The organism is Cellvibrio sp., assembly GCF_039207905.1.
Taxonomy (GTDB): Bacteria; Pseudomonadota; Gammaproteobacteria; order Pseudomonadales; family Cellvibrionaceae; genus Cellvibrio.
The window spans coordinates 132,444-152,700 of sequence record NZ_JBCECX010000003.1 but is presented as its reverse complement, the minus strand read 5'-3'; the positions used below and the strand labels follow the sequence as shown (position 1 = coordinate 152,700).

At 46.5% G+C, this 20,257-nt stretch carries 23 protein-coding genes; 5 read left to right on the top strand and 18 right to left on the bottom strand.

The features are described from left to right. Positions 1 to 61: 61 nt before the first annotated feature. Positions 62 to 439, bottom strand: a complete 378-nt coding sequence (locus AAGC78_RS02700) for a diacylglycerol kinase (protein ID WP_435782492.1) — start codon at positions 437 to 439, stop codon at positions 62 to 64. Between the two features lie 145 nt (positions 440 to 584). On the opposite strand from AAGC78_RS02700, the gene AAGC78_RS02695 reads away from it, so the two are divergent. Then, the gene (locus tag AAGC78_RS02695; protein WP_435782491.1) at positions 585 to 1,127 is read left to right on the top strand and encodes a phosphatase PAP2 family protein; all 543 of its coding nucleotides are present in this window, start codon (positions 585 to 587) and stop codon (positions 1,125 to 1,127) included. Positions 1,128 to 1,175: 48 nt separating this feature from the next. Further along, positions 1,176 to 2,249, top strand: a complete 1,074-nt coding sequence (locus tag AAGC78_RS02690; RefSeq protein ID WP_435782490.1) for an MJ1255/VC2487 family glycosyltransferase — start codon at positions 1,176 to 1,178, stop codon at positions 2,247 to 2,249. A gap of 34 nt (positions 2,250 to 2,283) precedes the next feature. Here AAGC78_RS02690 and arfB read toward each other — a convergent pair whose 3' ends face one another. The 5 genes from arfB to rpoE all read right to left on the bottom strand — a co-directional run bounded on the left by arfB (position 2,284) and on the right by rpoE (position 5,810). Then, the gene (gene arfB / locus AAGC78_RS02685; RefSeq protein WP_435782489.1) at positions 2,284 to 2,700 is read right to left on the bottom strand and encodes an alternative ribosome rescue aminoacyl-tRNA hydrolase ArfB; all 417 of its coding nucleotides are present in this window, start codon (positions 2,698 to 2,700) and stop codon (positions 2,284 to 2,286) included. Position 2,701: 1 nt separating this feature from the next. Continuing rightward, the gene (locus AAGC78_RS02680; protein WP_435782488.1) at positions 2,702 to 3,175 is read right to left on the bottom strand and encodes a SoxR reducing system RseC family protein; all 474 of its coding nucleotides are present in this window, start codon (positions 3,173 to 3,175) and stop codon (positions 2,702 to 2,704) included. Positions 3,176 to 3,226: 51 nt separating this feature from the next. Continuing rightward, positions 3,227 to 4,219, bottom strand: coding sequence for a MucB/RseB C-terminal domain-containing protein (locus AAGC78_RS02675; protein ID WP_435782487.1), 993 nt, complete (start codon positions 4,217 to 4,219; stop codon positions 3,227 to 3,229). 73 nt (positions 4,220 to 4,292) lie between these two features. Further along, positions 4,293 to 5,009, bottom strand: a complete 717-nt coding sequence (locus AAGC78_RS02670; RefSeq protein WP_435782486.1) for a sigma-E factor negative regulatory protein — start codon at positions 5,007 to 5,009, stop codon at positions 4,293 to 4,295. 210 nt (positions 5,010 to 5,219) lie between these two features. Continuing rightward, a complete protein-coding gene (gene rpoE, locus AAGC78_RS02665) occupies positions 5,220 to 5,810 on the bottom strand; it encodes an RNA polymerase sigma factor RpoE (protein WP_435782485.1) in 591 nt (196 codons plus the stop codon). A gap of 334 nt (positions 5,811 to 6,144) precedes the next feature. Here rpoE and nadB point away from each other — a divergent pair, with 334 nt between their 5' ends. Continuing rightward, positions 6,145 to 7,770: an L-aspartate oxidase gene (gene nadB, locus AAGC78_RS02660; RefSeq protein ID WP_435782484.1), complete on the top strand. Its 1,626-nt coding sequence runs from the start codon at positions 6,145 to 6,147 to the stop codon at positions 7,768 to 7,770. An 11-nt stretch (positions 7,771 to 7,781) separates the two neighbouring features. On the opposite strand, the gene AAGC78_RS02655 is transcribed toward nadB, so the two are convergent. The 3 genes from AAGC78_RS02655 to AAGC78_RS02645 all read right to left on the bottom strand — a co-directional run bounded on the left by AAGC78_RS02655 (position 7,782) and on the right by AAGC78_RS02645 (position 9,933). Next, positions 7,782 to 8,333, bottom strand: coding sequence for a protein YgfX (locus AAGC78_RS02655; RefSeq protein ID WP_435782483.1), 552 nt, complete (start codon positions 8,331 to 8,333; stop codon positions 7,782 to 7,784). After that, entirely contained in the window at positions 8,302 to 8,553 is a 252-nt protein-coding gene (locus AAGC78_RS02650) for a succinate dehydrogenase assembly factor 2 (RefSeq protein ID WP_435782482.1), read from the bottom strand. Before AAGC78_RS02650 ends, AAGC78_RS02655 begins: the two co-directional genes overlap by 32 nt. A 63-nt stretch (positions 8,554 to 8,616) precedes the next feature. Further along, positions 8,617 to 9,933, bottom strand: a complete 1,317-nt coding sequence (locus AAGC78_RS02645) for a GGDEF domain-containing protein (protein WP_435782481.1) — start codon at positions 9,931 to 9,933, stop codon at positions 8,617 to 8,619. Between the two features lie 303 nt (positions 9,934 to 10,236). Here AAGC78_RS02645 and ygfZ point away from each other — a divergent pair, with 303 nt between their 5' ends. Then, positions 10,237 to 11,202 carry a CAF17-like 4Fe-4S cluster assembly/insertion protein YgfZ gene (gene ygfZ / locus AAGC78_RS02640; protein ID WP_435782480.1) on the top strand — a complete coding sequence of 322 codons (966 nt, stop codon included), beginning with the start codon at positions 10,237 to 10,239 and terminating at the stop codon, positions 11,200 to 11,202. Positions 11,203 to 11,257: 55 nt separating this feature from the next. Next, positions 11,258 to 12,094, top strand: a complete 837-nt coding sequence (locus AAGC78_RS02635) for an HDOD domain-containing protein (RefSeq protein WP_435782479.1) — start codon at positions 11,258 to 11,260, stop codon at positions 12,092 to 12,094. A gap of 101 nt (positions 12,095 to 12,195) precedes the next feature. Here the strand turns inward: AAGC78_RS02635 and rpoS are convergent, their stop codons facing one another. The 9 genes from rpoS to eno all read right to left on the bottom strand — a co-directional run bounded on the left by rpoS (position 12,196) and on the right by eno (position 20,207). After that, a complete protein-coding gene (gene rpoS, locus AAGC78_RS02630) occupies positions 12,196 to 13,200 on the bottom strand; it encodes an RNA polymerase sigma factor RpoS (RefSeq protein WP_435782478.1) in 1,005 nt (334 codons plus the stop codon). 148 nt (positions 13,201 to 13,348) lie between these two features. Further along, complete coding sequence (locus AAGC78_RS02625) at positions 13,349 to 14,179, bottom strand: peptidoglycan DD-metalloendopeptidase family protein (protein ID WP_435782477.1); 831 nt, start codon at positions 14,177 to 14,179, stop codon at positions 13,349 to 13,351. 236 nt (positions 14,180 to 14,415) lie between these two features. Then, entirely contained in the window at positions 14,416 to 15,090 is a 675-nt protein-coding gene (locus AAGC78_RS02620) for a protein-L-isoaspartate(D-aspartate) O-methyltransferase (RefSeq protein WP_435782476.1), read from the bottom strand. A 125-nt stretch (positions 15,091 to 15,215) separates the two neighbouring features. Further along, positions 15,216 to 16,202, bottom strand: coding sequence for a tRNA pseudouridine(13) synthase TruD (truD, locus tag AAGC78_RS02615; protein ID WP_435782475.1), 987 nt, complete (start codon positions 16,200 to 16,202; stop codon positions 15,216 to 15,218). A 13-nt stretch (positions 16,203 to 16,215) separates the two neighbouring features. Next, on the bottom strand, positions 16,216 to 17,202 hold the full coding sequence (locus AAGC78_RS02610) for a YheT family hydrolase (protein ID WP_435782474.1): 987 nt from the start codon (positions 17,200 to 17,202) through the stop codon (positions 16,216 to 16,218). A gap of 25 nt (positions 17,203 to 17,227) precedes the next feature. Continuing rightward, positions 17,228 to 17,701, bottom strand: a complete 474-nt coding sequence (ispF, locus tag AAGC78_RS02605; protein ID WP_435782538.1) for a 2-C-methyl-D-erythritol 2,4-cyclodiphosphate synthase — start codon at positions 17,699 to 17,701, stop codon at positions 17,228 to 17,230. Between the two features lie 55 nt (positions 17,702 to 17,756). Next, positions 17,757 to 18,470 (bottom strand): 2-C-methyl-D-erythritol 4-phosphate cytidylyltransferase, encoded by a 714-nt coding sequence (gene ispD / locus AAGC78_RS02600; protein WP_435782473.1) that lies wholly within the window; start codon positions 18,468 to 18,470, stop codon positions 17,757 to 17,759. Between the two features lie 47 nt (positions 18,471 to 18,517). Beyond that, complete coding sequence (locus tag AAGC78_RS02595) at positions 18,518 to 18,796, bottom strand: septum formation initiator family protein (RefSeq protein WP_435782472.1); 279 nt, start codon at positions 18,794 to 18,796, stop codon at positions 18,518 to 18,520. A 121-nt stretch (positions 18,797 to 18,917) separates the two neighbouring features. Continuing rightward, a complete protein-coding gene (gene eno / locus AAGC78_RS02590) occupies positions 18,918 to 20,207 on the bottom strand; it encodes a phosphopyruvate hydratase (protein WP_435782471.1) in 1,290 nt (429 codons plus the stop codon). Positions 20,208 to 20,257 lie beyond the last annotated feature (50 nt).

Below are 20,257 nucleotides of genomic sequence, written 5' to 3'. Positions count from 1 at the left end.
CTCCGCACAGAAAAAAGCCCCGATAAATCGGGGCTTTTTCAAAATCTGCAAAACGGGATATTTACCATCCCACAAACCGATTAAACGCAACGATTGCCCAGACCACCGCCAGCAATACCAGACTGACAAACACCAAGGCCGAACCTATATCTTTGGCGCGACCCGACAAATCATGGTGCTCGGAGCCAGTGCGATCCACAACCGCCTCTACCGACGAATTCGCCAACTCCGCCATCAATACCCAAAATACACTGCTGATTAATAGAATCAGCTCTATATGGGATTGCGCCAACCAGAATGCAGTCGGAATCAAAACAGCCGCCAACGCAACCTCTTGTCTGAACGCGGCTTCATATTTCCAGCTCGCGGCCAGCCCCTTCATGGAATATCCAAACGCATCAATCACACGCCCTAACCCGGTTTTGCCTGGCTTACCCATTCATCATCTCCACGTTTTGTCATTCCACCTTCATTGAGCGTTCACAGAATAGTCACAGAGCGATGCTAACAATAAGCGGACGCTGGCAGGCTTGTAATCGCCAGTTCGATTTCATCTGCAACTTTACCTACAACGGCGGTGAATCATGAACACATTTCTACAGCGCGTCCACCATTTGGACACCCTTGCATTCTTGTGGGTGCATGTGACAAAACGTTTTCAATATCGTCGCTCGGTAAGATTTATTTCACAAACCGGAGACGGCCCACTTTATCTACTCGTCGCGCTCTGTTTACTCGCATTCGAACCGATTGCCGGATCGGCATTTTTCTGGGCGGGAATTATTGCGTACGTGTTTGATGTAAGTTTGTATCTGCTACTTAAAAATCTCATCAAGCGCGATCGCCCAGCAGCAAAAATTACGACTTACCAAGCCTGGATCACACCATCCGATCAATTCAGTTTTCCGTCCGGCCACACCGCAGCGGCATTTTTATTTGCCTGCCTGATTTTTAATTTTTACCCACTCTTTGCGATTCCGTGTTTTATCTGGGCCAGTGCAATTGGTATGAGCCGCGTGTTGCTCGGCGTGCACTACCCGACTGATTTGGTAGCCGGAGCATTACTTGGAAGCGCCTGTGCATTCTGGGGCATTTACTTACATTCACTGATTATTTCGCTGCACTAATCCGCGATTTTTTCTGAATTATTCTTTTCACCAATTGGGCAAAACTGCATGAAAATATTGTACGGAGTTCAAGGTACGGGCAATGGCCATACAACGCGCGCGCGCATTATGGCCAAAGCGTTTGCCGATGTTGGTGCACAAGTCGATTGGGTTTTCTCGGGCCGTGAACGCGAGAAGTTTTTCGATATGGAAGCGTTTGGTGATTTCCAATCCTATCGCGGCCTTACCTTTGCCACGCAAAGTGGAAAAGTGCTGTATGTGAAAACAGCACTCACGTCGAATGTGGTACAGCTCTATAAAGACATCAAGAAAGTCAACGTCGAAGGTTACGACTTTATCATTAATGATTTTGAACCTGTGTCGGCATGGGCAGCAAAACGCGCGGGCAAAAAAGTCATCGGCATATCGCACCAAAATGCGTTTTTCTACGATATTCCAAAAGAAGACAGCAACATTGCAGTAGATTGGTTTATGCGTAACTTTGCGCCTGTGACGCAACCCATCGGATTGCACTGGCATCACTTTAACCAGCCAATTTTACCGCCGCTGGTAGAAACAGCTCACTACGAGAACATCTCCACGCCCAAACATTATTTGGTTTATCTGCCGTTCGCGGGGCTGGACGATATAGTGCCGCAATTGCGCGAATTCCCGGAGTATGATTTTTTTGTTTATCAACCGGTGCCGAAAGCCTACGACGAAGGGCATATTCATATTCGCCCGTTCTCACGCGAAGGTTTTCAAGTGGATTTACATCGCTGTGAAGGTGTTATTTGTAGCGCGGGATTTGAATTGCCAAGCGAGGCAATTCACCTTGGCAAAAAAATATTGGTACAACCCGTTGCCGGGCAAATGGAACAAAAATCCAATGCGCTCGCGCTGGAAAAATTAGGTTATGGTTTTGCTGCGAAAAAATTTGATGTGGAAACATTGAAACAATGGTTGCCGTTAAAAGCGCCCACTAGCCCTCGCCATTTTCCCGATGTCGCCAAAGCGCTGGTTAACTGGCTCAAGCAAGGTGGCGGTGAAAATATCGGCGAACTGCAAAAAAAACTGTGGCAGGAAACCATTGAACACGAAGCTGCGGCTAAAAGTTCTCCACTTCGTGGGTTGGTGACTTAGGAGAAATAACGCATCAGGGAAGATGCGATGAAGATTAATCGTAGGATACTTTTTGCCGTGCTGATTTAATTGACCCACGCTGGGTCTTTGCATCCATACGGCGCTGCTTGGATGAGTATGTAGGCTTGGTTGCGCGGCGCGCTTTTTCAATTTTAATTGCACCGAGAATGATCTCTTGCAAGCGCGCCAAAGCATCTTCACGGTTTTGTTCCTGAGTTCGAAAGCGCTGGGCTTTGATCACCAACACACCATCGTTGGTGATGCGGTTATCGCCCAACGCGAGAAGACGCTCTTTGCAAAATTCACTCAACGACGAATTAGGGATATCAAAACGCAAATGTATCGCACTCGACACCTTGTTGACATTCTGCCCACCAGCGCCCTGCGCGCGCATCGCGCTGCACTCGATTTCACTCAGGGGAATGGTGATCGCCGAGTTGATGCGCAACATATTAATGCTGCTCCGCTGACGGATAAAAATGTAAAGGCGCGCTATCGTCGACCAATACTGGTTGCAGGTTACTATCCAGACGCGTCCGCCATGAATGCCAGCGGACAATCAACCCGCCCAACAACAATCCCGCAAAACCACTGAGGGTCGTAATGCCCTCCTGGGCAAACTGGTGATGCGCAAGCGCTGTAGCAATCACGAGTGTAAGTAGCGGCACCATGTAAACCAGCAACGCTCCTTTCGCGATAACCTCTTCGGGTATACCGATTCGGATTTCATCGCCCAATTGGTAACTCGCCGGATCGCGCCCCTCCAACAGCACCCATATATATGCGCTATGGCCATCCCACTTATTCATCAAACTTTGCCCGCACCCCTTCTCTGCTTTACAGGAACCACAGGCCGACTTCCGGATGGTTTCCACCCAGAGACCTTCAGTTTCTATTGCAGCTATGCGGCCAGTTTCGAGAATCATCAAATAACCTGAGGCAATAAAATATAAATATGCAGAAAAGAAAAGGGAGGATTAAATCCCCCCTATATTCTGCGCAATTTTTTGGGCACTGACGACCGGTATTTCCCCCACCACCGTAATTCGGTAGTTTTTATCCTGATAGCGTAATAAATCCATCACCACCAGTGTCGCTCCGCGCTGTGCAACTCCCTCAGGTATCGCACCCGCCTCTTGTTCGATAAATACCGAGAATGAGGTAAGTCCGTCGGTGTACATCAACATATCAATCTTGTCACGCACTTTGCGCTGGCCGACAAATGCAAAACCGGCGGGCACCCATGCAACATTCCAATGCTCTGGCTGTTTGAGTTCGGAGGGATTGCATTCTGTGATATGCGAAACGGCTGAACGCTGCAATTTAGCGGCAGGCTGGCGTTGCAGGCTAGCGATATCAGGGCTGAGATCGAGGTCGATAAATTGGTAGCGCTCCAACGGGCGCGCAGATTCATCTACCAACCAGGACTTAAGTACTAATCCGGTTTCGTTATCAATCGTCAGTAATGAACTATGGCGGAAATTATCCAGCGGAAAAGCCAGTAACGCCGTTGCCTCACGTCCTGCCACACGCTCAGGGCCGCGAATTTCAAATTTATACAGTTGATCCATGCGCGCAAGGTTGGCGCCGAGCTGGCTGATTTTGCCTTGGAGCAATTGATCGCCCAAAGATTCACAACCTATCGCCTTTCCGGTACGCAAAAATTCCCGCTCAGGGCCATTCAGATGCTGTAGACGCTCATGCTCTACCCCATCTTCCACCCAATGGATAATCCGGAAACTTTGCAACGTGGGATTATCTTTATGCTGGTAAGTAAAAGACCCTTGATAATTCAAGGTATGAGGAATATTCGCCATCTTTTGCAGCAGCTTTTTCACCTCGGGCGATTGCGCCGCGTTAGATGAAACCTGGCTGGATACTGGCGCAGCGCTTTCCTGTGCCTGTAAGTGAAACGAAAATAATAGTGGTGATATCAGTAAGAAGGCGCGAATCGCAGGGGGAGTTAACATTCTGAACTCGTAGGAGAGTGGATCAAGGGAGCAGCATAACTGCTCCACCTGTTAATGCAATCGATCCGGAAAACTATTCCTCTTCTACAAGGATTACGCGGGTGTAAGGCAACATACCCTGGCCGCTATTTTGTGAAGCATTATCAGTATGTTCCTGAATAAGTTGATTCAGGTAAGTACTGATGTCTTCGTTGTAAACCGGGTTGGCTTCCTGACGCGGAACATACATCACCCGACGACTTTCTTGCGGGCGAGATTCATAACCGCTTTGCACCGCAACTGTACGCGCGGTAAGAGCTGGAGCATTAATACCGGAAGGTAAATTGGCAGCCTTGGTTTCAGTTGCGGCGACTGGAGCAGTTACTGGTGAGTTAGCAGCCATCTCAACCGACTGGGGAGCAATGGTTTGATACTGCTGGACACCAACAATCAGGGCGCCAGCTACTGTTGCTGCTACTGCAGCGCGACCAGCTTGCTGCCACCAACGCAATGGCATGGCGACGACATTCCCCGCTACATTTTGCTGTGCAGCAACCTCAGGTTGTTTGGAGTAAGTTTCTTCAGCATCAATCGCCGCGCTGACACGGGAAGCAAAATCGCTGGATGCCAACACCGGCACATCACCTTTTAAACCAGCACTTGCAATCTGGTAACGCGACCAAGTGGATTTGAGTTCTGGATCTGCATCAAGTGCTTTAAGCAAACGCTGCAGTTCTAACTCAGATGCCTGGTTATCCATAAGTGCTGACAAGGATTCGGCAAGCACTGGTGATTGGATTTGCTCTGTCATTCTCGTTGATGCCTCTATGCAAAAACTATTATTAAAAAGACGCGTTAATGTTTGACCCTGATCCTTTATTAACTGTTGGTTAATTTAATGATTCAGGTCAGTTGCTTTCTATGACTAAACGATAGCCAAATGGTTCAAAGAATTACAAAAAATTGTGCAAGTTTTTCAAAGGGCCTTCTTTTTACTTGCATTTTCCAAAATAGAACCGGCTTAAATATCTTCTACCAAGGGCTTGATGCGCTTATCAATTGCCTCGCGGGCACGGAAAATACGCGAGCGCACAGTGCCGACCGGGCACTCCATCACTTCCGCGATTTCCTCGTAACTCAGACCATCAATCTCACGCAGAGTCACCGCCGTACGCAGGTCGTCTGGCAAATCGCGGAAGGCTTGTGCAATCGTATCTTCAAGCTCTTCACACAATACGTTGTGCTCGGGCGTATTTAATTCGTGCATGCCATCGTTGCCATCAAAGAACTCTGCATCTTCAATTTCCACATCGCTGGTCGGCGGGCGACGGTTGCGCGCAACTATGTGGTTCTTGGCAGTATTGATAGCAATACGGTAAATCCAGGTGTAAAACGCACTGTCCCCGCGAAAATTGGGGAGTGCGCGATATGCCTTGATGAAAGCCTCTTGGGCCACATCTTGGGCTTCGGCGTGATCGCGGATGAAACGGCTGATCACCGCCAGAACTTTGTGCTGGTATTTAATCACTAGCAAATCAAACGCGCGTTTATCGCCTTTTTGAACTCGCTCGACCAGTTGCTGATCAACATCAGGCGCTAGTTGCGCTGTCATTCTCTAACCCCCAAGCGCCCCAACCGTTTTGGTTGCAGGGCAAATCTGTGCTGATGCTTCTATTAATCCATCAGGATTTATGTAGCACCCGCGGTACGAAACCAACTTTAGTTTGCTGTCACATTTAGTAGTGAGAGCTGGTATTTTATAAACCCTTGCCTATTAAAGATGGCCGGCTCATAGACAAAATCATGCCTGAAAAGTTCATGGGCGATTATACGGGGTATTTGGCGCAATGGCTGTTTACTTCGTAAAAACCCTCCCAGCCTTGTTATACTGCGACAACTCTCGTCTGCGCTGCTGACGATCCTATCGTGAATCGGGTTTTATCTGCATGAAGAAACACTATCAATACGATGTTCTGGTCATTGGCTCCGGCGCTGCCGGCCTTACTCTGGCGCTAAGTCTAGCCCAACAAGCACGAGTTGCTGTGCTAAGCAAAAATGAAATCAACCAAGGCTCCACCTGGTTTGCACAAGGGGGAATCGCCGCGGTATTGGATGATCAGGATTCGATTGATGCTCATGTGGCCGACACACTTATCGCCGGTGCTGGCCTATGCCATGAAGATGCGGTGCGCTTTACCGTTGAACGCAGCAAAGATGCAATCCAATGGTTGATCGACCAAGGGGTCAACTTCACTAAAGAAAATAGCAATGGCGATTACCATCTAACCAAAGAAGGTGGGCACAGCCATAGACGCATCATCCACAGCGCTGATGCCACTGGCCAAGCCGTACATTCCACCTTGATTGATCAAGTTAAACAACAACCCAATATTGATATCTTTGAACACCACGTTGCGGTAAACCTGATCTCCCAGGCAGATGCTGATTCACGCAAGCTGCGCTGCACCGGCGCCTATGTACTAGACAGCAACAAAGATGCGGTCCACGTATTCCAAGCAAAAGTCGTTGTATTGGCAACTGGCGGCGCGAGCAAGGTTTATCTGTACAGCAGCAATCCGGATAGCGCGAGCGGCGACGGTATTGCCATGGCATGGCGCGCAGGCTGTCGCGTCGCTAATATGGAATTCAACCAATTCCACCCAACCTGCTTGTATCACCCACGCGCAAAAAACTTTTTGATTACCGAAGCCCTGCGCGGCGAAGGCGCCTACCTGCGCCTGCCAAGCGGCGAGCGCTTTATGCCACGGTTTGACGAGCGGGAAGAACTAGCGCCGCGCGATATAGTCGCGCGCGCAATCGACCATGAAATCAAACGCTTGGGTTGTGACTGTGTTTATCTGGATATCAGCCACAAGTCAGAAGAGTTTATCAGCGAGCACTTTCCTACCGTGAAAGCGCGCTGCCTGGAATTTGGCATCGACATCACCAAGGAAGCTATCCCAGTCGTTCCCGCTGCACATTACACCTGCGGTGGCGTAGTGGTTGATAGCAACGGACAAACAGATTTGCAGCATCTTTACGCAATTGGCGAAACCTCTTTCACCGGCCTGCATGGTGCCAACCGCATGGCGAGCAATTCGCTACTGGAATGTATTGTCTACGCCCAATCCGCCGCGCAGCACATTTTGGCAAAACTGGACAAGATCCAACCGCCTGAATTATCCCCGCAATGGGATGCCTCGCGGGTTCGCGATTCAGATGAAGACGTAGTCATCTCGCACAACTGGGATGAGCTGCGCCGTTTTATGTGGGATTACGTGGGCATTGTGCGCACCCACAAACGTCTTGAACGCGCAACCCATCGCATCAAGCTGCTGCAAAAAGAAATCGCTGAGTACTACAGCAACTACAAAGTAAGCAGCGATCTGATTGAGCTGCGCAATCTTGCGATTGTGGCTGAGTTGATTATCCGCTCCGCGCACGAACGGAAAGAAAGCCGCGGCTTGCATTTTTCGCTCGATTATCCGGAGAAATCATCCATCGCGCGTGACACGATTGTGGTGCCCACCAATTTTGCAGGGCAAGATGTGATCGTCAGTAAAGAAGTTTAACCAACTGCCCGCTAGGCCTTGGGAACAAGGCACGCGCGCAGCCAGGCGCGCAAGCGGGCGTTATCTTCTTTGCAAAGCGTGTCGTTAAATATCAATAACCTGCGCGTCTTTTTGCCAGTAGTTTCTCTGCTGATGTTTTCACTAGCGATAACCTCGCGAAATGGCAGAATAATTATCCAGGGCCAACAAACAACTTCCCCCACCAGTTCAAGTTGATACCGCCTTCCCCCTTGCTCAAATACCCAAGTGTTATCGGCAAATCCAAGCGAACCAACAAGATCATTCGTCATTTCTCTCCGATACATTAGCCATAGTCCAACTACAGACAGCATTAACCCAAGCACCCAAACGGGTTGCTCAAGAATGTACGGGTAAAATGCAAACAACAGACTTACTACAAACAAAAAGTAGCTGCAGCGATAAAGAATTAAACGGTGACAGGAATTACCAAGACGAACCGCTACCAATGGCGGCAGCGGTTTTAGAGAGTGAGGAGCATCAGGCGAATCCATCGCCTCATCAGCGATACTATCAACTGCCTTTTTGAAGACCGGTATTTGCACGAATAATATCCACAATCCGTTGTAGTTCGGGGTTAGCAGGATTCTCCCTGCGCAAGAACCAGGCAAACAAATCCTGATCCTGCTCTTCCAATAATAACCAGTAACGTTCTTTGTCAGCCTGCTCCAATGTCGGGTAGACATTCTCCAGAAATGGCATCAGCACCAAATCCAGCTCCAACATCCCGCGTCGGCTACCCCAGAACAAACGATTAATTTCCACAACACTACCTACTGAACACTTTGTGAGGCGCGCATTATAAACGAGCGACCAACGAAAGTCGCACTAGATATCCGCTTTGACCGTCCAGTTCCGCCCTTGAGCCTTGGCTTGATAAAGTGCGATATCGACCTGTCGGAATAGTTGGTGAAATGGGGTTTGACCATCGGCAGTGCCCACACCCAAACTGATAGTGACATGCAGTTCCGGAAATTCGTCAAAGTTGGCCGTTGCAACCAACGCTCGCATCTCTTCGGCAATGCGATAAGCATCATCCAACTGCGTAGCCGGTAATACCAATATGAATTCTTCACCACCCCAGCGTGCAATTTGATCACTTTGCCGAGTGTGGGATTTTATTAGCGCGGTCACCTGCTTAAGCACCAAATCACCACCGTCATGCCCGAGCGAATCGTTTATTTTTTTAAAGTGATCAATATCAATAATCACCATGGAAACCATTTGATCAGCATGCGCAGGAAAATATTGCTCGATATATTCAGCAAGCCCCTGACGATTAAGCACTCCCGTCAAGGCATCAACCATTGACAGCTTTTTATATTTATCGGTTTCTTGCGCAAGCAATGAATTTTGGTCAGCCAGCCGTTCAAGTCGCTGATGTTCCAGCCGAATTTCTTTTGTCAGTCGCGCCAAACTAATCGCACCAACCACCATAATAATACTGAGCCAGAAGAGGAGAATTCCGAGGTACCAATTTTCACGCGATACCCATTCACCAACAAACTCAACTTTATTTAGCTTAAAACTTTGTTTTCCCGGTATACCCGGATAATTAATATCAATACCAAATGCGACCACATTTTTAAATCTGGGCAGTGAGTTTTCGCGCGGCACTTTATAGAGAGCCACCCACCACTCAGCTACCGAAAACTCCGACAAACTCAGCACCAAATGGTCATCCACATAACTAACAGGCACATGAACATTATTGAATTTTGCCGTCTGCATATCGTTGATATCCGAGAAGCCCGGTTCATAATTGCGCAGATAAAAACGCATGCGCTGTTCACTACCGACATAATCCAGTTCGACATTGATGGTTTTATAACTCGATAAATCAATTCCATCAGTACCCAAACCGCCGCCAAGGTAAATATTAAAACCGCAACCGTGTGGCTTTCCGTCATCCTCGATATTGCACTCCCACGCAAGGCCATCAAAATCAGTCCAATAGACCATGGAGTCGCCCGTGGAATTGGTATCGGAGTAAATGAAATGTGGAATATCTGGTGATGGTACAACCAACATTTTTTTTGCAGGCATAAACTCATAAGCGTACATCACCACTACTGTTAATAAACAATAGAGGAAAAGCTTATAGAAGCCGCTTTGGCGGATGGCAGGGTAATGCCTGTAGGTCACAAGGTTTTTACCGCGATTATGTGTTTCGGGTGTCAGGCCCGACGATTAACATTTTGGTACTGTATTAAGCGTTATTTTTCTACTAACGTACGCGCATCCAAACGGCCAACCAAACTTGGATTTATAGCTATTTTGCTTATGAACTCGGTTGCATTGGTCATATATAGTCCAAAATGTAATAACTGCCAATGAGCTCATCGAGAAAAAACGGTATGATGAGAACACTATCACTTTAGTGCCCCACCTGAGTTGATTCAGTTGAGCACCACACAGACCTCATACAATTTAACGGTATTTTCAGCTATGACATCCAAGACACCTCTGGAAAACCAATCAGCTCAATTGGTAAAACTCCACCAATCCCGGCTCTTACTCGTTAAAGGGCCGGATGCCAGCAAGTTTCTCCAAGGCCAGGTTACCTGTGACCTGCGCGAACTGAATAATCCAGTCACACGCATCGGTGCCCAATGCAATCCCAAGGGACGAATACTACTCACTTTCCGCGCATTACAAATTGACCCGGAAACTATCGCCCTGCGAATTCCATCAACCATGATGGAAAAGGCATTAAGCTCGTTTGGCAAATACATTGTTTTCTCCAAAGCCAAGTTGCATGACGGCAGCGACGCTTATCAACTATTTGGATTATTTGGTGAGCAAGCTAAACAAGTGGCAGTGAATTTTTTTGGCGATCTACCTGCAGCAAATGACGGCTGGGTAAAAAAAGAAGGGAGCATACTGATTCAATTAGAGGAAAATCGTTTTGAGTGCTGGATACCAACGTCAGAGAGTGAGGCATTCGAACAAAGTTTGACAATTACAACCAACCCAATCGATGAGAATGCATGGCAACTTCTGGATATTCGCGCAGGTGTTGCCGACATCCAACCTGATACCTTTGAGCTATTTACACCGCAAGAAGTTAATTACCAACTTATTAACGGAATCAACTTTCGCAAAGGTTGCTACACCGGCCAGGAGATAGTGGCGCGCTTGCATTATCGCGGCAAGCTGAAACGCCACATGTATCGATTTGAATTAAACGGCAATCAACTACCTCCGTTGGGTTCAGCGCTGGTGAACATCACCACTCAACAAGTCTGCGGGCATCTAGTGACTGCCGCACATGCACCAGATAATCGCATTGAAATACTGGCCTCACTCCTTGACGAACAATTGGATCAAGTGAAACTGGAAGCAAGTCCGGAAAATTTAAAACATCTGCCTCTCCCCTATGCTATACCTACTGCAGATGACAAAACCGAATAATGCGGTAGAACTGAATAGTGCCGTAAAACTGAATAGTGCCGTAGCAGGATCTCGAATGAACCCCATTGCTGAAAAAGTTCGCCAGGAAATTATTACTGCGATCAACAAAGACCAACTTGTCCTTCCGACCTTGCCAGAGGTCGCACTCAAAGTGCGGGAAGTAGCCGATGACCCTGAGGCCGACATCGATAAATTGACCGGTGTTATTGGTAATGACCCAGCGCTAAGCGCTCGCATTATCCGTGTTGCCAACAGCCCTTTACTTCGCGCCAGCCGCGCAATAGAAGATTTGCGCACCGCGTTGATGCGCCTTGGAATTCAATACACCTGCAACATCGCCACCGGCCTTGCAATGGAGCAAATGTTTCAAGCTACATCTGATTTGGTTGATATGCGTATGCGCGAAGTATGGAGCCGCTCCAGCGAAGTTGCTGGTATCAGCCATGTTCTATGTAAGCACTACACACGCTTGCGTCCTGATCAAGCAACACTGGCCGGTCTGGTTCACAAAATCGGTGTACTACCGATTCTAACGTATGCAGAAGATCACCCGGCCCTGCTCAAAGACAGTTTCACGCTTGATGCTGTGATCGATGAACTACATGGCCCTATCGGCGATATGATTCTGAGAACCTGGGGATTTCCCGAGGAGCTTGCTCATATTCCAACTCAGCACATCGACTTTTCCCGTCAGAGCCCGAAGGTCGATTATGCGGATATTGTCACTGTCGCAATGCTACAAAGTTATTTGGGAACAGACTCGCCAATGGCAAAAATTGATTGCTCAAAAGTAAAAGCATTTGAGCGGCTGGGGCTCGATCCCGATATACACGTTACTGAATCAGAAGATTTAAGCGAGGAAATGGAAGCAGCCATGTCGTTGCTGCTTTAAAAATATTTAGCTCAAGCAGTTGGCCAACCGCAATAAATTCGAGGCAATAAAAAAGGCGACCATGTCGCCTTTTTTATTTGAAACCTCAGAAGCTGGATTTATCAAGCACTAAACAATGCAGCACTATCCAAACCTTGTTTTTCCATAATATCGCGCAAACGCTTTAAAGCCTCTACTTGAATTTGGCGAACGCGCTCACGAGTCAATCCAATTTCAAGACCAACCTCCTCAAGCGTGCTCACCTCATATCCACGCAAACCAAAACGACGAGCCAAAACTTCGCGCTGTTTTTCAGTCAACTCATCCAACCAATGATCAAGACTAGTGGTCAAATCAGCATCTTGCAGCAACGCAGCCGGATCGGACACTTGCGTATCAGCAATCGTATCAACAATTGCACGATCAGATGAGTTGCCTATAGGAGCATCAATTGACGTGACGCGCTCATTTAAGCTGAGCATGTGCTCAACATCAGCCACTGGCTTTTCAAGCAAGTTAGCAATTTCTTCCGGCGTCGGTTCGTGATCGAGCTTTTGCGAAAGCTCACGCGCTGCGCGGAGATATATATTCAATTCTTTCACAACATGAATCGGCAAACGAATAGTGCGCGTTTGATTCATGATGGCGCGCTCAATGGTTTGACGAATCCACCAAGTCGCATAAGTTGAGAAACGGAAACCACGCTCCGGGTCAAACTTTTCAACTGCACGAATTAACCCCAGATTGCCTTCTTCGATTAGATCGAGCAAAGCCAAACCACGGTTAACATAACGACGAGATATTTTCACAACAAGACGAAGGTTACTTTCGATCATACGCTTACGCGCAGCCTCATCACCTTTCAACGCCTTGCGTGCAAAGAAGACTTCTTCTTCAGCACTCAGGAGGGGGGAAAATCCGATTTCATTAAGATAAATTTGGGTAGCATCAAGCGTTTTATTGTACTTATCATCGATAATTCGTTCGCTTACATTTACCGAAGAAGGTTTGGGCAATTCATCATCTTCTTCAGCCAAAAGTAGCTCCGCATCATCCAACTCTCCATCAGCTGGCATAAATGCATCATCGCGATCAAACGTGGTTGAATCCCTATTTTGTAAAGTCATTTTTCAGCCCCTTAATCAATTTTTATTTAACCGGCTGGCTTTTTTTATAAGTCATCCAGCTCGCCCAAGCTGTACCCCTAAACATTGATGCCAAATGTTGGAGTTTCACTCATACATTTCGTTGTAGCCTATGAGTGTGACACTTTGGTTAACGTCTCGGCAGGTATTTCAACGGATCAACCGGTGTTCCATCGCGACGAATTTCAAAGTGAAGCTTTACTCTATCGGTACCACTTGAACCCATATCGGCAATTATCTGTCCAGCTTTAACAAAATCACCTTCTTTCACTAGCAACCTATCATTGTGGGCGTAGGCACTAAGGAAAACTTCATTGTGCTTGACGATAAGTAACTTGCCGTATCCACGAAGACCGCTGCCAGAATAAACAACCTGTCCAGCCGCCGCCGCAAGCACAGGCTCTCCCAATTTGCCGCCAAGATCAATACCCTTATTCAATCCATTATTGCCCTGAAATGATGAGATCAAAGATCCCTTCGCTGGCCAGCGCCATTGTGGTGCACCCCACACAGTTGAATTTTTATTGGATTGCCCAACCGTAGTCGTTTTATTTTCTTTACGGATAACACTATTTTTATTTGTGGAAGTAGGAGTCTTTGCAGGGCCTGACAGCTTCGAATTAGTAACGACTGACTTACCGCCAGATTGAGTTTGAACGGGAGAAGCGGCACCACCCACCATATCCAAACGAATTACTTGTGAAGGACGAATAATATATGGCGGGCTAATTTTATTGTATTTAGCCAGTTCTTCGTACTTTAAGCCGTAGCGCCATGCGATTGAGAACATGGTATCGCCAGGTGCAACTATGTGGGTTTTTGGTCGATTGGCGAAACTGCGGGATTTATCGTAAACAGGAGCGGGAGAATGGGATGCACAGGAAACGAGAACCACACAAGCGATCAATATTTTGAACAATCTTGACAATTTAACCTGGTAATTAGATGTCGCTTCCGGCATGGAATCACTCAAGAGCTGTGGTTGTTTTTTAATCTCTCTTATACGATTTTGAACTAAATATTAGAAATTTATTTTAAAATTATCTAATATCTTTATAAAAAAATGCACAAAAAGGGGTTTTAAAAAGGCAAAAACGCTGATCCTGATAGTGGCTGCGCACAATTCTAAACCAATATTGACACTCCTTGATTACAGACATCCCTCAGCGCAACAAGTTCTAGACTTAGGATTAAGTATTAACGCGAAGTGCCTGAAAGAAAAGGAACAAATTTGACTGGTTCAATTATCCGCGTAATAAAATTCTCTGTTTCACCATCGCGAATAATCAAGTGTAATTGTTGCTCTCGTCCGCCTACTGGAATTACCAGCACTCCATTTGGGGCCAGTTGCTTTAGAAGCTCATCCGGAACAGCTTGAGGGGCGGCAGTACTCAAAATCCCATCATAGGGACCTGCTTCAGGCCATCCGAACCCACCATCAGCATGGCGCAATTGTACATTTCGTAGACCAATCTGCCGTAACCGTTCGCGCGCTTTATCTTGTAGCGGCTTAATACGCTCAACACTGTAGACCTGCGGTACCAACTGTGCCAAAACACTTGTCTGGTAACCTGATCCAGTCCCTACTTCCAATACCTTGGTTAATTTTCCACCTGCGGCCCCAAGTAGAATTTCGGTCATACGTGCGACTATGTAAGGCTGGGAAATAGTTTGTCCGTGACCAATAGGAAGAGCAGTATCTTCATAAGCTCGATGAGCAAGGGCTTCATCGAGAAAAATATGACGAGGTGTGTTGAGCAAAACATCCAACACACGCATATTGGACACACCTTGATCACGCAAACGCTGAATGAGACGCTCACGGGTGCGTAGCGAGGTCATACCTACACCTTGCATCAATAAGTTAGTCATATTCAGATGCTCTCCTGTTTTTATAACGACATGGAAAATTAAATAAAGGAAGCTAAAGGCGATTATCCAAGTGGCACCCAAACAACCAAAGAAGCAACTATAGCATAGGGTTAATATCTTTCCCGCTAGGCTTGGTCAAACGTAGCTTCATCGGCCTGGTTTTGCTGTAACTCTGCCACTTCGCGCAAGATTGCTGTCGCGAACTCACCCGCATCTAACGAGAACTGCACAATCAAATCATCGTTAATCCATTTGTATGCAGCATTTCGAGGGAATAATTGTAATGAGCGGCGCTCTTGCGACAGACCTGCATGCTCCAAGCCATCGCACCATACTGCCCACGGCAGCAAAGCACCCTGCTCTAGCTCAAGCAAAACACCGGAAACTAAAGGACGTCCACGCCCCCACAACGGACCTGATGGTTGTGAACTAACATCTCCATCAAGCAAGCTTGTCCAGTTATTGGAAAGCACTCTCGCTGCCAACACCTGGTTAAATAAATATGATCGCGCTGCCGACAGCATTAACCCGCGCTTTTGTTTATCGCGATAGCGCTTTCCGCCAGCAAGAATAGCATCGGCTTCATTTAAATTATTTCCGCCAATGCCAAAGCGCTGCTCTCCGAAATAATTAGGTACACCATGTGCAAATATTGATTCAATTTTTTGCTGCAACAACTCACGACTTTCTGTTTGTACATTCCGCAAGCGAATAACAAAACTATTTTGCTGATGCTCACCACGACGCAACTTATGCTGATGCCTTGATACCGATAGCAGTTGAATAGACTCGGAGTTAAGTAACGTCCAATCAGGTTCAGGTGCCTTGGGTAGATAAACACTAAACCATTGTGCGGTCACTGCATGACGATCTTTTCGCCCGCAATAGCCCACATCCGTTACGTTCACGCCAGCCAACTCAGCAATCTTTCCAGCAACCCAAGCGGTATTTTCACCTCGCTTGTAAACATGCAAAAAAACGTGCTCCCCTGACCCCGAGGGCGAATAGCCTAAATCTTCATCCACCTGAAAATCTTCAGGTAGCGCACGAAAAATTGCGGTTGCGGAAAGAGCGCCGTAAGCGCGAGGAAAATCAAGTGAAAACTCTGTCAAAACTTTGCCTGCATTATGAAAGTGATTTAAAAAAATTCAAAAATCGTGTATCCAACCACCATTCACGTTGGTTATCCAAAAAACCGACATGACCGCCGGAGTTAGTGATTTCCAAAGTGAGCATCTGATGTTGTTCCGCCAAGCTCAGTGGAATGCAATCAGAATTGAGAAACGGGTCATTTTTTGCTGTTACCAGTAAACAAGGGACATCGATTTTATCAAGGTAATATTTAGCGCTAGCAGCAGCGTGGACCTTGTCCACACTCGCAAAACCATTTAGTGGAGCGGAATAAATTTCGTCGTATGAATAAAAGCTGTTGACCTGATGGTAGCGAGAAAGATCAACCTTACCAAAAAACTGTACTGCTTTCCGCCTCAAGCGCCATTTCATACTGGTGACAAAATACAGTCGATACACCATATTCCGCCAGCGATCCAGGGTTGTTACGCAGGCTTTTAGATCGATAGGAACAGACGCCACGCATACTGCTTTAATTCCACGTGCACGCGCGCTTACACCCTGCTCTCCCAACCATTTAAGTACAATATTTCCACCCAATGAATAGGCAGCAAGATAGATGTTGTCGTATCCATTGCTCTCAGCCCAAACAACGACTGCATCGAAGTCTTGCGATCCACCAGCAAAATACAATTTTTCGGTGTTATTTGAGGGTGATCCGCAACCGCGTAAATTCCACGCAAGCACATCCACATCCACATCTGCACCAGCAACACCAGATTCCAGCGCTGCTTTTGCCATACCGAGAATGTAATGTTGTTTATTACTCCCCTCCAATCCATGAGTAAGAATTAGTAACGTTTTTTTTCGTTCACTGGCAGAACAGTATAAATTTGCACTCAGCTCATCCCCATCAGTCGTTGGAATAACCAATGATTCTGAAGCTAGTTTTACTCGTCGCAATAGAACAGGTAATTGCGTTTGCAAATCACCATTAAACATCCACCAAGGAGAGCGAAATTCGGAATAAATTACCGGCATGAAAATCCCTATTCAATAAATTTATTTATGCTTTTTCCAGCAACACAACCGCATAAGAAGAAATACCCTCTTCTCGCCCGGTGAAACCAAGACGCTCCGTTGTTGTTGCTTTAACATTAATTTGATTTGTTTGGACCTGCAGATCAGCAGCAATAGCTTCAACCATATGGGAGATATAATTAGCCATGCGCGGAGCCTGCGCAACTATCGTCAAGTCTGCATTCGCAAGCTTCCATCCTAGCTGAGATACTTTTGCATAAACCATTCGCAGCAATGCACGGCTATCAGCGTTGCGATATTGCATGTCGGTGTCAGGAAAGTGTTTGCCTATATCACCCAAGGCTGCCGCACCAAGTAATGCATCGCTCAATGCATGCAACAACACATCGCCATCGGAATGCGCAATCAAACCGTGATGATGAGGAATAACAACACCGCCAATAACAATTTTATCGCCTGGACCAAAAGCATGGACATCATAGCCATGACCAATACGCATAGACATATTTGAATTCCGTAACTAGGTAGATAATAAGAGCTGAAAGGTAAGCGAATTAAGCTTGCTGTTGCAAGAGGATAGCAGCAATTGCCAAATCTTCCGGACGTGTAATTTTAATATTATCACTTCGCCCCTGAACCATTAGTGGTTGATAACCATAACACTCCAGGGCAGACGACTCATCAGTAATGACTTTCCCATCCACTAAGGCTTTACGCAAACAATTGTGCAGCAAACCAACACGAAACATTTGCGGAGTCTGTGCCTGCCATAAAAAGCGGCGATCGGCTGTTGCTTGTATGGTCGAATCATTAACCTGCTTTAAAGTATCACTTACAGGCACACCCAAAATTCCACCAACTGCATGATCCTTTACTTCATTGATTAATTTCACAATGCTGTGTTTATGCACGCAAGGGCGAGCAGCATCATGCACAAGAACCCAATCATCAAGTGATGCGATTTCTTTCAAATGCTCAAGCGCATTTAATACTGAATCACAGCGCTCAGCGCCGCCTGCTATGCGATGAATGCGGTCATTTTTTGCAAGGGGCAAGCCATCCCAATGATTATCTTCCGGACTTAATACCAGAAAAATGCCAGCGATCTCTGGCAAAGCGAGCAATCGCTCCAACGTATTTTCGATAACAGTTTTGCCTGCGAGTGGTAAATACTGTTTTGGACAGGCGCTGCCCATTCGTGCACCCACACCAGCGGCGGGTACAACAATCCAATAAGCGGGAGTTTGGGAAGGACTTGAATGACTCATGAGGGTATTTTCGAAATTGGACAGTTAATAAATGTAGTCATCGGAAACTACTGTTCTTCATCCAAAATCATGAAAAAAGTTTCATCTTTTTTAATCAAGCCGATATCGTTGCGCGCACGCTCTTCGATTGTATCGAGACCTGATTTTAATTCTTCGACTTCTACATCCAGAATGCGATTACGCTCACGCATACGATCATTTTCTGCTTGCTGTAGTTTGATATCGGCCTCCAAGCGATGCGCTTGGGCCAAACTGCCATCGCCGACCCACAAACGGTATTGCAGTGCGGCAAGCAAAATTATCAATACACCCAGAAGCCATTTCATAACATTAGCGCGATCTGCTTAACCTTGATTGCAATTTTATTATCATTAAAAGCTATTAACATTAAAAGCTATTAACATTAAAACAAAGGCCGAGCATTCGGCCTTTGTTTTTTCAATCATCTTACGACTTGAATTCTGCACGGCCTTTGTAAGGAGCAGCAGCACCCAATTCTGCTTCAATGCGCAGCAGACGGTTATATTTAGAAACGCGGTCTGAACGGCAGAGAGAACCAGTCTTGATTTGACCAGCAGCAGTTGCTACAGCCAAGTCAGCGATAGTGGTATCTTCGGTTTCACCAGAACGGTGAGAAATAACTGCAGTGTAACCTGCATCTTGCGCCATTTTAATTGCATCAAGTGTTTCAGACAAAGAACCGATTTGGTTGAACTTGATCAAAATAGAGTTAGCAATTTTCTTATCAATACCTTCTTTCAAAATCTTGGTATTGGTTACGAACAGGTCATCGCCAACCAATTGGATTTTGTGACCAATTTTTTGTGTCAAATCTGCCCAGCCAGCCCAATCGCTTTCATCTTTACCATCTTCGATAGAAATGATTGGATATTTAGCAGCCAAATCTGCCAAGTAATCAGAGAATTCGTTAGTAGTGAATACACGACCTTCACCAGCCAAATCGTATTTACCGTCTTTGTAGAATTCAGTTGAAGCACAATCCAGAGCCAGGGTTACGTTATCGCCCAGTTTGTAGCCTGCTTTCTCAACCGCTTCAGCGATAACTTTCAATGCATCTTCGTTAGATGGCAGGTTTGGAGCAAAACCACCTTCGTCACCCACTGCGGTATTCAGGCCTTTGTCGTGCAGAATTTTTTTCAGGCTGTGGAAAATCTCAGCACCAACACGCAGAGCTTCTGCAAACGTTTTAGCGCCCACTGGCTGAACCATAAACTCTTGGATATCTACGTTGTTATCAGCGTGCTCACCACCGTTGATGATGTTCATCATCGGAACTGGCATAGAGTATTTACCTGGAGTGCCATTCAGATCAGCAATGTGGGCGTAGAGTGGAACTTTTTTGGAGATCGCAGCTGCTTTAGCGTTCGCCAAAGACACCGCCAAAATAGCGTTAGCGCCCAATACGGTTTTGAAGTCAGTACCGTCTGCTTTGATCATTGCGTTATCGAGTGCGCGTTGATCCAGAGAATCCAAACCTACTACCAAATTTTTAATAGTTGTATTGATGTTGTTAACGGCTTTCAATACGCCTTTGCCCAAGTAACGTGACTTGTCACCATCGCGCAATTCCAGAGCTTCACGAGAGCCAGTAGAAGCACCTGAAGGAGCTGCCGCTGAACCTACTGAACCATCTTCCAGAATAACTTCGGCCAATACAGTTGGATTGCCACGGCTATCCAGAATTTCAAAAGCTTTGATGTCAACAATCTTAGTCATTCGTTTTTCTCCAGAGTATGTTTCTACAAAAATATGTTCTACAAAAAAGT